A 13,510-nucleotide genomic window follows, 5' to 3' on the forward strand; every position below is an offset into this window, starting at 1 on the left:
GAACTCCTTAGGTTCGCTCTGGTGGGTTTGGGGACGAAGCCCCGGCGGATCAGCGCGTGAGATCGTAGAGGGCGTAGCCTGCGAGCAGATTGGGCAGGAGGCTATTCCGGCTTTTCCAATCGCCGCTGAGGTGGGCGTGACGCGCGATCTTGAGCTGGCGCAGTGCGCAGAAGTCTTCGAAGTCGGCGATGCTCGCGGGATTCGTCGGGCGGCTCTCGAACCAGGCGGTGGTGTAAACCGCGTTGCGCGGTTTGCGTCCGAGGAAGAAGGCGGCGGCGCGGTTTTTCCAGTAGCCGTGGTTCACGAAGCCAACGGTAACCGTTTTTCCGATACGGAGGGCTTGTTCGATGATGGCGCCGGGATCGGGGAGTTCTTCCAGCGTGCGTGAGCAGATGACGCGGTCGAAGTGGTTTTCGGGCAGTGCGCGCATGAGGGACATCATGTCGCCTTGATACGCGGTGAGTCCGCGGCGCACGCAGGCGGAGATCTTGTCGAAATCGAGATCCACGCCGACCGCGTGGATTTGTTTCGTCTGCACGAGGTAGTCGAGGAGCACGCCGCGGCCGCAGCCGAGGTCGAGCACGCGGGAGCCGGGCTCGATCCAGTCGGCGATGATCTGCATGTCGACGCTGCGCTTGATGTGGGTGTGCTTGGACATGGCGTGGCGCGGCGTCAGTTGAGGAAACCGCGCACGAGATCGTAGAGCTGCGGCGACTCGAGCAGGAAGGAGTCGTGGCCGAGGTCGGTCGAAAGCTCGGCATAACTCACGCGTTTGCCGGCGCGCAGGAGGGCGAGGGCGATGTCGCGGTTCTGATCGGGCGGGAACAGCCAGTCGCTGGTGAAACCAATCACGAGCGTGGCGGCTTGCACCTCGGCAAACGCGGCTTCGAGCGAGCCATGGGTGGCGGCGAGATCGAACTGGTCGAGGGCACGCGTGATGTAGAGATACGAGTTGGCGTCGAACCGGTTGATGAAGCTCTGGCCCTGGTAGCGCAGGTAGCTCTCGACCTCGAAGCGCACGTCAAACGTGGCGGCGGGCGCGACAGGGTCGATGCCCTCCATGGAGAGCTCCGAAACGTCGCTGGCGGGCGAAGGCTTGCGATGGGCGGCGACGGCCTTGCGGCCGAATTTACGGTCCATCGACGCGTCGGATAGGTAGGTGATGTGGGCCATCATGCGGGCGATCGCGAGGCCCACGCGGGGACCGCCGCTCTTCGGGTAGTAACCGTGGTTCCACTCGGGATCCTGCAGGATGGCCTGGCGACCAACCTCATTGAAGGCGATGGCCTGCGCGCCCTCGCGGGCGGTGGTGGCCATGGCGAGTGCACGCTTCACAAACGACGGATATTCGATGCTCCATTGGAGCACCTGCATGCCGCCCATCGAGCCGCCGATGGCGGCGTAGATCGAAGTGATTCCGATGGAATCGAGCCAGAGCTTCTGCGTGCGCACCATGTCGCGGATGGTGACGGAGGGGAACGTGATGCCGTAGGGCTTGCCGGTGCGCGGGTCGATCGACGACGGACCGCTGGAGCCCTGGCAGCCGCCGATCACGTTGGAACAGAGAACAAAAAACTTGTTGGTATCGACCGCCTTGCCGGGGCCGATGAGGTTGTTCCACCAACCGGGTTTGCGGTCGTTGAGCGAGTGGATGCCGGCGCAGTGGTGGTCACCCGAAAGCGCGTGGAAAATCAGAATCGCGTTGTCGCGCGCGGCGTTGGGACGACCGTAGGTCTCGTAGCGCAGCGTGAAGCCGGGAGTCGTCTGGCCGTTGTCGAAGGTGAACGGCTCGGTCGTGATAAAGTCCCGCGGCTCGACCAGCCCGACCTCGCCCGGCTCGGAGCGGGTGGCGGAAGGGATGTCATCGTCGGCGTCGTTCATGGGAGGGACTCAGGCACAGCAGTAACCACTAATAGGAGCGAATGAACACTCATTTTTCAACGCGCAACGCCACCTCGTTCAGCGGGATGCCGCCGGGCGCGGGAATCCCATAAGCAGGCTTGTGGCAAATGGCCCCGCGGGCTTTAGTCGGTGATCTTTCATGGCCGAACCGTCCGCCAAACTCGATGAACTGTTACTCGATGACTGCCACGTGCGTTATGCGCTCGGGCTGTTGAAGGAGTTGCATGGTGACTTTGAGCTGCGGGTGAAGGCGATCCAGCAATCCTTCAGTTCGCGCACGCGGTTTCTCCCCACGATCGGCCGTTCGGATGAATTGGCGGCCCACGAAGCGGCCCGAGCCGAGCTGGCGAGGGTGGTCTCGGCGCAGGAGACGATGGAGCGCCTGCATCCGTTGATCGCCGAGGGCCTGGCCGGTGAGTTGGATAATTACGTGCGCCTGGCGTCGCCCGCCTATCTGCGCGGACTGGCGGCGATCGATAACCTCACGGCGTGGCCGGCGCTGTTGGAGCGGCTGCATGCAAAACTCGATGAGCTCCTGCGGGCGCTCGTGGAGGCGCGCAACATGGCGGCCTCGGGCTACGACTGGCAGCGCGGCCGTCTTTCGCCGGCGGCCAATGAGGCGATCGACCGTGCCTTGTTGGTTGCCCACCAGCTCGACGAGGAGGTCAACTTGGTGAACAGCCGTGCGGACCGGCATCAGATGGAGATTTTGGATACACCGCAGGCGGCCGCATTGCTGCCGCGCATGCCGGTGGTGGGGTTTCAGGTGCGTATCGAACGCGTGCGCACGTTGATCATCGCCGAGGTGCAGGCGGAATTTAACCGCATCACGGAGATGCTCGCGCTGCTGGAAGAGACGGGCATCGCCGGTTTGCGCGAAGCCACGGATCGGGTGGCGGTCGTGCATCGCGAGTCGTCGCAGGCCTATTTGCAGACTTACCTCGGGCAACTCCGCGCCCACATGGACGAACACCGCTTGGTTCCGACCGAAACCACGGCGCGCATCCACCGGTTGCAGGCAAAGTATCTGGGGGGAGTGAACTTTCCCTTCGATCTGGGTTAAGCGCGCGGTTCACGCCGAGCTCAAACGCGCACACTTTATATGACCAAACTACCTCTTGGTTTAGCGGCATTGATAATGGCAACGTTTGCGCTGGAGGGATGCGCGACGAAACCGTCGGTTGCTGTGATGCCGCCGCCGGCTGCGGATTTTCCCGTGAAAGTGGAAAATATAACTCCGCGGGTTCCCCTGCAGGTGACGGCGGCGGCGCAGTATGTGCGAATCACTGGTGCGGCTCCCGCTGCGAAAGGCGTGCTGGCGTTTCTGGGCGATGAGAAGGGACTTCGCTCGGGCACGATTGTGTTGACGCGGAAGCAGGCGGACGCGGCGTTAGAGGAGCTGGTGAAAGTATCCGGGCAGGAAGTGAAGTTGTTACCGACGGTCACGGTGGCGGCGGGGAATGCGGCGCGAATGGTTATTGGGCCCAAACTTGATGGGAGCGATTCGGAGGTGCCGTCGGTGAGTATTAACGGACAGCCTTTTAGTGCGCGTCGGGATCTTTCCGTGGAACTGGCGATTTCGCCCGGCGTGTCTTCGGATGGATTGATTCAGATGAGCGTGGATGCGCAGGTGACCCTGTTCGAGGGGTTCGTGGAATACGGGGACAAGACTGTGACCTTATTGTTAGGAGAAAAACTGGGCACTCCGACTGAGGTGAAAATACCCAAGGGGTTTTATCAGCCGATTTTTTCAACACTTTCGGCGAAGGCCGAGGTGCGTTTGACGTCAGGTTCGGTGGTCGTGCTGTGCGCCGAGCGTGTCGAGGAACCTGCGCCGGAGAATTTGCAGGGTCGCGATGGAAAGAAGATGGAGCGTATTCCTGCGGAAACTATGCTGGTTTTTCTTACGGCGAAAACAGTGGCGATCAAGCGGTGAGCTGACGCGGACGACATGGAGTGCCGTCTCTACCTGTTCAGGCAATAAAAGCCCTGTCGATTTTTGGATCGGCGGGGCTTTTGTTCGGACCGGGGCGGCGACCCCGGTTACGTTTTTCGCGATTATTTCTTCTTGGGGGGCGTGACGTTCTTGAGTTTCTTGCCCTTGCCGGTGCCGCTGGGGACGCCGAGCGGGGTGGGGACGGGATCGGTCTTGGTGTATTTGTTCACCACGAGCTGCTGGCCGATGGTGAAGAGACCGTTGATCGTCGAGTAGAGGGCGAGGGCGCAGGAGAAGTTGTAGCAGATCGCCGTGAAGAAGAACGGCATGAACTTGAAGATCTTCGCCTGCATGTTGTCCGTCGTGGGCGACGGCGTGAGCTTCATCTGGAAGAACATGGTGACGCCCATGAGCAGCGGCATGATGTTGAGCGGGAGGCCGAAGATGCGCGCCACGGTGTCGGGGGCCGACAAGTCATGAGCCCAGAGGAACGACTGGAAGCGCAGCTCGGCGGTGCCCTGCAACATCGTGAAGAAACCGATGAAGAGCGGGATCGTAATGAGAATCGGGATACAGCCGCCGGCGGGGTTTACCTTGTGCTCCTTGAAGAGCTCCATGGTGGCCTGGTTGAGCTTCTGGGGCTGATCCTTGTATTTCTCGCGGACGGCCTGCATGAGCGGCTGGAGCTTCTGCATGCGCTTGGCGGACTTCGAAGCGGCGAGCGTGAAGGGTAGAGAGATGACCTTGAGGAGGATGGTCATCAGGATGATGGCGATGCCCCAGTTGTGGACGAAGCCGTAGGTCCACTTCATCAGCTTGTTGAGCGCCGGGGAAACGATGCCGCTCAGGAAGATCTTACCCATGCCACGGCTGAACTGCATCACGAGGTCTTCGCGATTACCCAGTTTGTCGAGGCGGGTGTATTCCTTCGGGCCGACATAGAGTTCGCCGGTGATCGAGGCCGAGCCGGCCGCGGGAAGGACCGGTAGGTCGAAGCGGGCGGCACCGGTGAGGCCGATGCTCGGATAACTGGAACCGGCGAGCGCGGGCAGTTCGATGCGGCGCACGAGCACGCCGACACCGGGTTTCTCCGGGGTGAAGATGCTGGCGAAGAACTGGTTCTTCACGCCGGCCCAGACGGTTTTCTGGGTGAGTTCGAGGGAGGGCAGATCGGCTTTGTTGCCGATGCCGAAGCCACTCAGGAAGCCGCCTCCCTGGAGGGCGCCGCGATCGGTGAAGTGCGCGTCTTCGCCGTCGTAGCTCGCGAGGTTGAGGTATTGGCCGGTGTCGTTGCGGTCGATGAGGTTGGCGGTGCCGAGATTGACGGCGGCGCGGGGCAGCGGGGTGGTCTGGTCGGTGAGATTGCGGAACGTAGTCTCGTGGCGGATACGGTAGGGGTCGCCCGTGGTGTCGCCGGGGGCGCGGAGCACGTAGCGGCGGGTGACCTCGATGCGGTTCTCCAGAACGGCGCGGTAAACGACCTCGGTGGATGTGGCGCTCACCAGCGCGTAACGCGCGGAGCGGTCGAGACCGGGGAAATCATCCAGTGCGAGGATCGGCGAGGCGTGGAGATGATTGAAGACGAACGGCTCGGGCTGGCCCTGGATGGCGGCGTATTTCTTGAAGGCGACGTCGCGGATGGCGCCGCCGAAATCGGTGAGGCGCAGTTCGACGTAGTCGTTGGCGAGCGTGGTGATGGACGCATCGGCGTTGTCGTTGGCGAGCGCGGCAAACGTGGAGTTCGTCGGGGCGGGGAGCGCGGGTGCGCTCAACGTGCCGGTCGGGGGCGTCGTGCCGGCCGGCTGGCCTTCGACGGCTGCCGTGGACGCAGGGGTCACCGCATCAGGCGTGGCGGTCGGAGCGGCACCCGGTTTGGGGCTGGCGAAGTAGAGGCTGGCAAAGGCGACGAGGAGCAGGATGACGCCGATGGTCGTATTCTTTTTATCCATGAATTTGAAAGGAGCTTAAAATTGAAAAATCAGCCGCGCACACAGACGGGGCGTGAAGAGTGGCGCGGTGCGGGCACGGGATCGATGCCGCCCGGATGCAGCGGCGTGCAACGCAACAACCGGCGCACCGCCAGCCACACGCCGCGGATCGCACCATGCGTGCGGACGGCGTCCGCGGCGTAGTATGAGCAGGTCGGGTGAAAGCGACAGGCGCAGGCCTGGCCGAACACGGCGGGAATCGCGGGCGAAAGCGTGTGCTGATACACCCACACCAAGCCGAGCAAAGCCTTCGCGGGAAGGCGAAGGACGAGCGGCAGGAGTGTGGACGAAGAGGCAGGCATCAGGCTTTGGCGGCCGGGAAAATTTTGAGACAGGCGTCAGCGAATCTTCGTTCGATCTCGCGATACTCAAGCCGATTGAGCGAGCTGCGGGCAACGAGCAGCAAATCGTAACCGGCGGGAACGCGCAGTTGATGCTGGCGAAAGGCCTCGCGCAGACGGCGTTTGGCGCGGGCGCGTTGCACGGCGTTGCCGACGGCGGACTTGGAGGCGACCACGCCGACGCGGGCGGGAATCGGGCCGCTCGCAGATTTTTTTTGATGAGAACGGCTGCGTGGAGCGGTCTCGGCCGGGGTGGCCCCGTCGGGGCTTACGGCGTCAGTGGACGCTGCGGGAACGGCTGCTACAGGCGCGATCGGGGCGGCCTGTCGAGCATACCAAAGCATAAAGGCGCCGCAATCGTGGCGGCGCCCGTGGGTGCGGACATGCTGGAAATCCAACTGGCGCCGCAGGTGTTGCTCGGCGCGGAAACGCATGTCAGGCAGTGAGATGTAGAAGTCGCGAAGCGACCGTGTCGTTAGACGACGGTCAACCGCTTACGGCCTTTGCGGCGACGGTTGGCGAGGACCTTGCGGCCGCCAACGGTGGCTTTACGGGCAAAGAAACCGATCTTGCGGGCGCGCTTAAGGCGGTGCGGGCGGAATGTGGGTTGCATACTAGTAAATGATTAAGAGGTGACTGAAGTGCCGGACCGTTTGGCGGCTGTCAAGGCACGGTTTTGGGGGCAGTGTCCTGATGCGAATCAAGGGAATGGCCGGCAAGAGGTGGATTATGACGCGCTCACGCTGAGGGCCGACACGCGTGGGGCGAGACGGAAGCGGGCCAGCTCGTCGTCGTTGGGGCGGAGGTCGCCGCTGGCGTCGCCCTCTTCGATTTGCAGATCAGGGATGCGATTGAAGGCAATGCGGACGGGCGCGTAATCGAGGGCTCCCAGCGCGCCGCCGAAGACGACGGTGTTTTTGCCGAGCTTCTTATTAATGTGATCGAGGGCGGCGTTGAGGCCGGCGCGTTTGTCGCCGTTGTCCACGATGCCGGGCAACATGGCCGTGTGGCCGGCGGTGGTGCCGAGATCGAAGAGCGTCACGCCGACGCCGTGAATCGCGGTGGTGCCGGAGGGGCGGCGGACCCAGAGGAGATTAAAGATGCGGGTGAGTTCGAGCGTGTCCTGAGTCTCGGTGAACGTGGCGGCGGTGCTCCATTGTTTGTGTCCGGAGAGTCGCAACGCGAGGTGCATGCCGCCGGCGTAGAATCCGGAGGCGCGCAGACGCATCGAAGCCTTTTGCAGGAGGCGGTGCAACGTGGCCTCGGCGCCGGCGAGGTTGCGCAAGTGCGGTGGCAACACGTGCGAGTGGCCGAGGGAACTGGTGCGTTTCGGCGGGAGCGGGACTTCGGTGCCGCGAAGGCGTTCCCACATGCGCTCGCCTTCGATGCCGCCCCAGATGTGGCGGAGTTTTTCCACGGAAGCGGCGTAGAGTTTTTCGACCGTATCGAGACCGGCGGTGCGCAGTCGCGTCTCCATGTTGCCGCCAATGCCGGGGAGATCGCGCAGCTTGAGCGGAAAAAGACGTTGCGGGAGTTCCTCGGACTCGATGACGACCAGGCCGTCGGGCTTCTCCAGGTCGGAGGCGATTTTGGCGAGCCAGGCGTTGGGCGCCACGCCGATGCTGCACGTGAGGCATTCGCCGGCGATGAGACGGATGGCGGTTTTTATTTTGCGCGAGGTGGCGAGGGCGTCGGTGCGGTTTTGCCAGTCGGGTGGCAACGTGCACCAGACCTCGTCGATGGACCAGACCTCGGTGATCGGCAGGCACGTCTCCACGGCGGTGATCAGCTTCTGATGGTAGCGGATATAAACCTCGGGCCGCGATTCGATGATAACGATGCCCGGACAGAGTTGACGGGCTTCGGAAACGGGTGTGCCGACTTTAATCCCACGCGCGCGGGCATCGTAACTGCTGGCAATGACGCAGGTGGATTCGGTCATCACGGGAACGACGGCCACGGGGCGCCCGCGCAACTCCGGCCGCTCCTGTTGTTCGCAGGAGGCGAAGAAACCGTTGTAGTCGATAATGAGGGCGCGCAGCGACACGGCGCGAAAATCGTCGGTGCGGCGGGGCCGGTCAAACGTCGCGACAAAAGCGGGATGACAGCGGCAGGCAATGTGCTCAGGTTGCCGGACATGCGTATTGCAGTTATTTCCGACACCCACGGGCAGTATCCGGCCTGCCTGCCGGAGCGGCTGCGCGGCGCGGACGAGATCTGGCATCTGGGCGACGTGACCGATCCCGCGGTGTTGGTGGAGTTCGAACAACTCGGCGTGCCGTTGCGGGTGGTGCGTGGCAACTGCGACGACTGGCCGGCGTGGCCGTTGACGCTTAATCTGGAGCGGGGCGGTGTAAAATTTCACCTCGTGCATATCCCGCCGAAGCGGGCGCCGGCGGGCACGCGGGTGTTATTACACGGCCACCTGCATGTGCCGCGTGACGAGGTGGATGTGCGCGGCGTGCGCTGGCTGAGCCCAGGCTGCATCTCGCAACCACGCGGCCACGGCTGCAGTTTCGCGTGGCTGACTGTGGAAGTGGGGCGCTTTCACTGGATGCTGGAAACACTCGAAAAATGAAAACGCTATTATTTTATAATAAGAGTCTTATGAATGTTTGTAACTTATTAAGTTACAAATAGGATTGGGGTTGGCCTTTAAAAAAAGGGGCTGAAAACAGGCAATGTGACTGTGGCCGGGTGCGGTGATCTGGCTGCGGGTGGGCAGTGGTGAAACAACGATCTGGCGCCGGGCGGGGGGATGCGTTTACTCGCGGCTCAAACGTGAGCGAGGCCGAGCAACCCAGTTTCTTTGATTTTTTTGGCGGTTCCAATTCGGACGCCGGAGTGGAGGCGCCGACTGAAAGGCCCGACGTCATTTTTGAGCGCAGTGCCAAGGCGACGCGTTACCGGCTCACGCTCAAAAAAGACGGGACTGCTGTAGCCATTATTCCACTACGCGGCAGCGAGCGTGAGGCAAAGGCCTTCGTCGAGGAACACCGCGACTGGCTGGAGCGCGCCCGTGAACGGCAGAAACATAAGCCGCGTGGAGCGACGTTGTGGAACCTGGGCGCGCATGTGTTGTGGCGCGGAGAAATGAGCGAGATCCGCAAGGCGAGCGACGGGGAGCGTCCGCAGGTGTGCATCGCGTCAGATGTGTTTCGCGTGCTGAAGCTCGAGGGCGATTTAAGGCCGACCCTCGAGGCGCATTTTCTGCGTTTGTCGAAAGCCGAACTGGCGGCACGGACGTGGGAGCTGGCGGCGATCACGGGTATGGCGGTGAGCGCGGTGTCGGTGCGCAACCAGCGCACGCGGTGGGGTTCATGTTCGGCCGATGGCGGGATTTCGCTCAACTGGCGATTGATCCAGACGCCGGACTTTGTGCGCGACTACATCATTTACCACGAGCTGATGCATCTTAAGGAGATGAACCACTCGGATCGTTTCTGGGCGCGGGTCGAGGAAGTGTGTCCGGACTGGCGCGAGGCCGAAAAGTGGCTCAAGCGGAACGGATCGCTGCTGGGGCTGTAACTTGGACATGCCCTAGCGGGTCATGGCGTAGACGTAGATGTTCACGACCATCTGCATGCACTGCTCGGTGTGGCCGGCGGGGGCGATCATGCGGTCCCAGCCGCATTGGAGTCCGCTCAGGCTGATGACCGAACAGAGGCGTCCTGAAGAATTGAATACACCGTAGAGCGGGTGTCTCGCCCAGCGCGGGTCGTGGATGGCGTCGTGGTAGGTGTGGGGCGGGACTTCCTTTAGCGTGAAGAAGCAGCGGTAGATCTCGTGGTCGGTTGCGAGGGGTTTGACGGCGCAGCCGGGAAGAATTGCGCGGAAGAGCGCGGTGTTGTCGGCGAGGAAGACGTCGGGATCGGGCGTTACGTTGCGGTTGATGCAGGAATCAACGAGCAGGAAGCCGCCGCGATCCAAGTATTCGGCGAGGTTTTTGCGACGGAGCGGATCGCGGATCGTGGCGAGGCCGGTGGAGAAAATGAACGGGTAGAGCGCGAGGTCGTCGAGGCGGGTGGGCGTGGCGGTGTGCCAGACGGGATCGAGGTTCAGGCTGGTGCGGGTCTTGATGTAGTCGGAGAGATTGTTGTCGCTGCGCGTGTGGCGCTCCCATTCGGGATCGTCGCTGATGAGGCGGGCCCAGCCTACGCGGCCACCCCGCGGGGAGGTGGTGGCGGGCGAAGATTCGCCGTGAAGCGCGGTGGCGGAAAGCAGGATCAGGACGAGCAGCGAGCGGAGGACGGCGCTCATGTCTGCGTCATCGCGAAGGCGTAGATGTTGGCGCCCATCTGCATGGCGCGGAGAGCGGAGCCGCGGCCGAACCATTGGTCGCCGTTGGTCCAGCCGCAGTGGATGTCGCTCGGGCTGAGCAGGGCGATGATGCGTCCGTTGAGCATGAGCCCGTGCAGGCCGTGCGGCGTGCCTTGCATGTGAGGGATACCGTCGCGGAAATCAAAGACCGTGTGGAAGACGGGGTGATCGTTGGGCAGGCGGACGAGTTTCGCCTCGGGAACGATGCGGGTGAGTTCGGTCTCGGCCATGTGGCGGAAAAAGAAATCATTGAGACGGCTCTGGCCGAGGTTGCCCTGGCCGATCACACAGTCCTCGGCGAAGAGGAAGCCGCCGCGCAGGAGGTATTCGCGAAGGTTGGCACGTTCGGTGTCGGTGAGCACGGGCGGGAGTTCGCCGTGCATGAAAATAAACGGATAGGCCGTGAGGTCTTCGAGCGAGGCGACGTCGGCGACGTTCCACTTGCGGGCGATGTTGAGCGTGGTGTTGGTCGTGAGGTGGTCGATCAGGTTGAGATCGCCGTGCGGGTGGACGCCCCAATCTTTGTCATCGGCTTGGCGCGCACGGAAACGGACGCGGGCCCACGGGAGGAGCGAACCGGTCTTGATCGCGGATGCGGCGGAGGCTTGCTGGCTGAACGCGGGACGGGCGAGCAACGACACGCCGCCGAGTGCGAAGGTGTTGATGAAGGCTTTGCGGTTCATGAGCGTGCGGGGAGAAGTTGGCAGAAACGCGGGCTTAGAGCAATTGCCAGCGACGGCGGAGGAGGAGCTCAGCGGCGTAGAGGGCGAGCAGGACGGCGAGAAGTGCGCCGCCGTGCCAGAGGGGCGTGCGTTGTTCGCGGAGGAGGTCGGCGCCGGTTTCGTGGGCGGCGGGAAGCCACGCTGAGGGCGCGGTATTTTCGAGGACGGAGCCACCGGTGCGGCGGGCGAGCTCCTGGAGGAGGGATTCGTCGGGCGGGAGGCCGGAGTTTTCGCCGGCGGGCAGGGCGTTGCTCACGGACAACCAGTGGCGGACGGTGCGGTTGTCGGCGTCGGTGAGCGTGAGCAACCAAAGGCCCGGCGAGGCGGGAGTCCACGTGTGCTGGCGGGAACCGTTGGGTTGAGCGGTGGCGGGCAGGGTGATGGCGGGCGAGTTTTCGAGTTGAGCGGTGAGGCGCGGGTTGCGGCCGCCGGCGGTGCGGAGAATGACCTCGCGTCCGGTTTCGGCGGTGAGCGGAGTGCGCTCGAAATGCGGGCCGCGCGGGCGTTCGCGAGCGAGCCAGGCGAGGAGGTTTTGCCAGAAGACTTCGACGCCGCGTTCTTTGCTGGGCTGGTTGAGCTTCCAACGCCAGAGGGCGTCGCTGGTGAGGACGGCGCTTTGTCCGCGACCGTAGCGCTGGAGGGCGAGGAGGATGGCGCCGGAGCCGTCGGCGGACTTTTCGGAGGGGTGGCGGGCGAGGACGGTGGCACCGGGTTTGGCGCGTTCGACGCGGGCGAAGTTGGCGAAGCGCGGGGTGGCGGCGACGGTGTCGGCACCAAGGAGGCCGGCGGCCTCGGGCACCCAGGCGAAGGCGGAGAGCGCGGGGGCGCCGCGAACGCGTTTGGCCTGGCTGGCGAAGGCGGCTTCGGTGCCGCCGTGGGCGCCGCCGCTGAATTGGGAAATGCGACGGCGGAAATCGGCGGTGGCCGCGTCGTTGTCGTTTTCGATGCGGTCGCCGGTGAAGACGACGGGGAGCATGCGCTCCATCTCGGAGCCGGAGTAGCCATGGGTGGCGTCGTCGTCGGGGGCGAGGAAGAGCAGCACGCCGCCGGCGCGGACCCAGGCGGTGAGGGCGGCCTGTTGCGCGTCGCTGAATTGGGAAGCAGCGGCGTTGGCGAGGACGACGACATCGTAGGCGTCGAGTCCGGCGGCGGTGTCGGGGAGGTCGGGCAACGCGCCAGGCGGGGCGGTGCGCGAACGCGGGGTGCCCTCGGGGGCGAGGTTAAAGATGGGGGTGAGGGCGAAGGCGGGGTCGCGGCGGAGGATGTCGGAGAGGAAGCGGTAGCCCCAATCGAGTGAGCCTTGGTAGTAGAGGATGCGCGTGGTATCCGGAGCGGCGATACGCACCTCGGAACGGCTGGAGACGGCGGAGGCGCCTTCGCCGATGACGAGTTCGAGCGGGAGATTGCCGGGAGCGCCGGCGGCGATGTCGGCTGACCACGTCACGGCGCGACGACCGGCGGGGAGCGCGAGGAGTTCGGCGGGGCGCCATTGGTTGCCGACGCGCAAACGGACGGGAACGGCGCGGGCGGCGGATTGGAAACTTTCGAGGGTGAGCTCGAAGGTGAATTGCGAGCGCGGCGGCACCTGCGACGGAACGGTGAGATCGCGGAGAGTGAGAAATTCGCCGCCCGCGAAACGGTTGCGGCCGGCGAGGGAGAAGACGGGCGTGGCGGCCGCGAGTGCGGTGCTGACGGATTTATCGAGGGCGGCCTTGGTGTCTTCGCCGCTGGTGTCGAGACCGTCGGTGAGGAGGACGACGGCGCCCCAGCCGCCGGGAGGCGCGGCGTCGAGGGTGCTTTGCAGCGAACGGAACACGCGGGTGCGGCCGGTCTTCAGCGAGGCCGTGTCGTCGGGCGAGGAGAGGGTGGTGAAGTCGTCGGCGAAGGCGAAGACCTTGGGGTCGCCGAAGGTTTTTTGGGCGGCGGGGGCGAGGGCGCGCCAGCGGCGGAGGGCGTCGTCGGCGCGGCGGGTGCCGCGGTTGTCGGCGGCGGTCATGCTGTCGGAACGATCGAGGACGACGGCGAGGGGGCGGGTTTGTTTTTGCGCGTAAGTGCGCTCGATGCGCGTGGGGCCGGCGAGGGCGAGCAGGAGGATCAGCCAGAGGGCGACGCGCAAGCCGGTGAGGGCGGCGCGACGGCGGGGCGTGAGTGTGACGAGCGTGCGGCGGTAGTTGACGATGATCCAGACGAGTCCGGCGATGCCGACTGCGCCGAGGATCGACCACGCGAGCGCGGGCGGGAGATCGGCGAGCGGGCCGCCGAAGCGCCAGGAGAAGGTGGTGACGGAAGAAGACACGGAAG

14 protein-coding genes are annotated in these 13,510 nt (G+C 64.1%); 4 read left to right on the forward strand and 10 right to left on the reverse strand.

The window, feature by feature from the left end; all coding sequences use genetic code 11:
• Positions 1-49: 49 nt before the first annotated feature.
• Both FPL22_RS11345 and metX read right to left on the reverse strand, forming a co-directional pair.
• Positions 50-658 (reverse strand): methionine biosynthesis protein MetW, encoded by a 609-nt coding sequence (locus tag FPL22_RS11345; RefSeq protein WP_144230470.1) that lies wholly within the window; start codon positions 656-658, stop codon positions 50-52.
• A 14-nt stretch (positions 659-672) separates the two neighbouring features.
• A complete protein-coding gene (gene metX, locus FPL22_RS11350; protein WP_144230471.1) occupies positions 673-1,881 on the reverse strand; it encodes a homoserine O-acetyltransferase MetX in 1,209 nt (402 codons plus the stop codon).
• Positions 1,882-2,041: 160 nt separating this feature from the next.
• Between metX and FPL22_RS11355 the strand changes: the two genes are divergently transcribed.
• Positions 2,042-2,965, forward strand: a complete 924-nt coding sequence (locus FPL22_RS11355) for a hypothetical protein (RefSeq protein WP_144230472.1) — start codon at positions 2,042-2,044, stop codon at positions 2,963-2,965.
• 39 nt (positions 2,966-3,004) lie between these two features.
• Complete coding sequence (locus FPL22_RS11360; RefSeq protein ID WP_144230473.1) at positions 3,005-3,838, forward strand: hypothetical protein; 834 nt, start codon at positions 3,005-3,007, stop codon at positions 3,836-3,838.
• 122 nt (positions 3,839-3,960) lie between these two features.
• Here the strand turns inward: FPL22_RS11360 and FPL22_RS11365 are convergent, their stop codons facing one another.
• The 5 genes from FPL22_RS11365 to FPL22_RS11385 all read right to left on the reverse strand — a co-directional run bounded on the left by FPL22_RS11365 (position 3,961) and on the right by FPL22_RS11385 (position 8,214).
• Positions 3,961-5,787, reverse strand: a complete 1,827-nt coding sequence (locus FPL22_RS11365; RefSeq protein WP_144230474.1) for a YidC/Oxa1 family insertase periplasmic-domain containing protein — start codon at positions 5,785-5,787, stop codon at positions 3,961-3,963.
• Between the two features lie 29 nt (positions 5,788-5,816).
• The gene (gene yidD / locus FPL22_RS11370; protein WP_144230475.1) at positions 5,817-6,128 is read right to left on the reverse strand and encodes a membrane protein insertion efficiency factor YidD; all 312 of its coding nucleotides are present in this window, start codon (positions 6,126-6,128) and stop codon (positions 5,817-5,819) included.
• Positions 6,128-6,601 (reverse strand): ribonuclease P protein component, encoded by a 474-nt coding sequence (gene rnpA / locus FPL22_RS11375; protein WP_238991398.1) that lies wholly within the window; start codon positions 6,599-6,601, stop codon positions 6,128-6,130. Before rnpA ends, yidD begins: the two co-directional genes overlap by 1 nt.
• 41 nt (positions 6,602-6,642) lie before the next feature.
• Positions 6,643-6,780, reverse strand: a complete 138-nt coding sequence (gene rpmH, locus FPL22_RS11380; protein ID WP_144230477.1) for a 50S ribosomal protein L34 — start codon at positions 6,778-6,780, stop codon at positions 6,643-6,645.
• Positions 6,781-6,894: 114 nt separating this feature from the next.
• Complete coding sequence (locus tag FPL22_RS11385; RefSeq protein ID WP_162525280.1) at positions 6,895-8,214, reverse strand: DNA polymerase Y family protein; 1,320 nt, start codon at positions 8,212-8,214, stop codon at positions 6,895-6,897.
• Positions 8,215-8,304: 90 nt separating this feature from the next.
• On the opposite strand from FPL22_RS11385, the gene FPL22_RS11390 reads away from it, so the two are divergent.
• Positions 8,305-8,745, forward strand: coding sequence for a metallophosphoesterase family protein (locus FPL22_RS11390; protein ID WP_144230479.1), 441 nt, complete (start codon positions 8,305-8,307; stop codon positions 8,743-8,745).
• Between the two features lie 203 nt (positions 8,746-8,948).
• Complete coding sequence (locus FPL22_RS11395) at positions 8,949-9,695, forward strand: M48 family metallopeptidase (protein ID WP_238991399.1); 747 nt, start codon at positions 8,949-8,951, stop codon at positions 9,693-9,695.
• Positions 9,696-9,707: 12 nt separating this feature from the next.
• On the opposite strand, the gene FPL22_RS11400 is transcribed toward FPL22_RS11395, so the two are convergent.
• From FPL22_RS11400 to FPL22_RS11410, 3 genes are read right to left on the reverse strand one after another with little or no spacing between them, the layout of a single operon-like run.
• The gene (locus tag FPL22_RS11400; protein WP_162525281.1) at positions 9,708-10,427 is read right to left on the reverse strand and encodes a DUF4159 domain-containing protein; all 720 of its coding nucleotides are present in this window, start codon (positions 10,425-10,427) and stop codon (positions 9,708-9,710) included.
• Positions 10,424-11,170 (reverse strand): DUF4159 domain-containing protein, encoded by a 747-nt coding sequence (locus FPL22_RS11405; RefSeq protein WP_144230482.1) that lies wholly within the window; start codon positions 11,168-11,170, stop codon positions 10,424-10,426. The genes FPL22_RS11400 and FPL22_RS11405 overlap by 4 nt, the downstream gene beginning before the upstream one ends.
• A 34-nt stretch (positions 11,171-11,204) precedes the next feature.
• Positions 11,205-13,505 (reverse strand): hypothetical protein, encoded by a 2,301-nt coding sequence (locus tag FPL22_RS11410; protein ID WP_144230483.1) that lies wholly within the window; start codon positions 13,503-13,505, stop codon positions 11,205-11,207.
• Between the last annotated feature and the right edge of the window lie 5 nt (positions 13,506-13,510).

This window comes from Rariglobus hedericola, assembly GCF_007559335.1.
Taxonomy (GTDB): Bacteria; Verrucomicrobiota; Verrucomicrobiia; order Opitutales; family Opitutaceae; genus Rariglobus; species Rariglobus hedericola.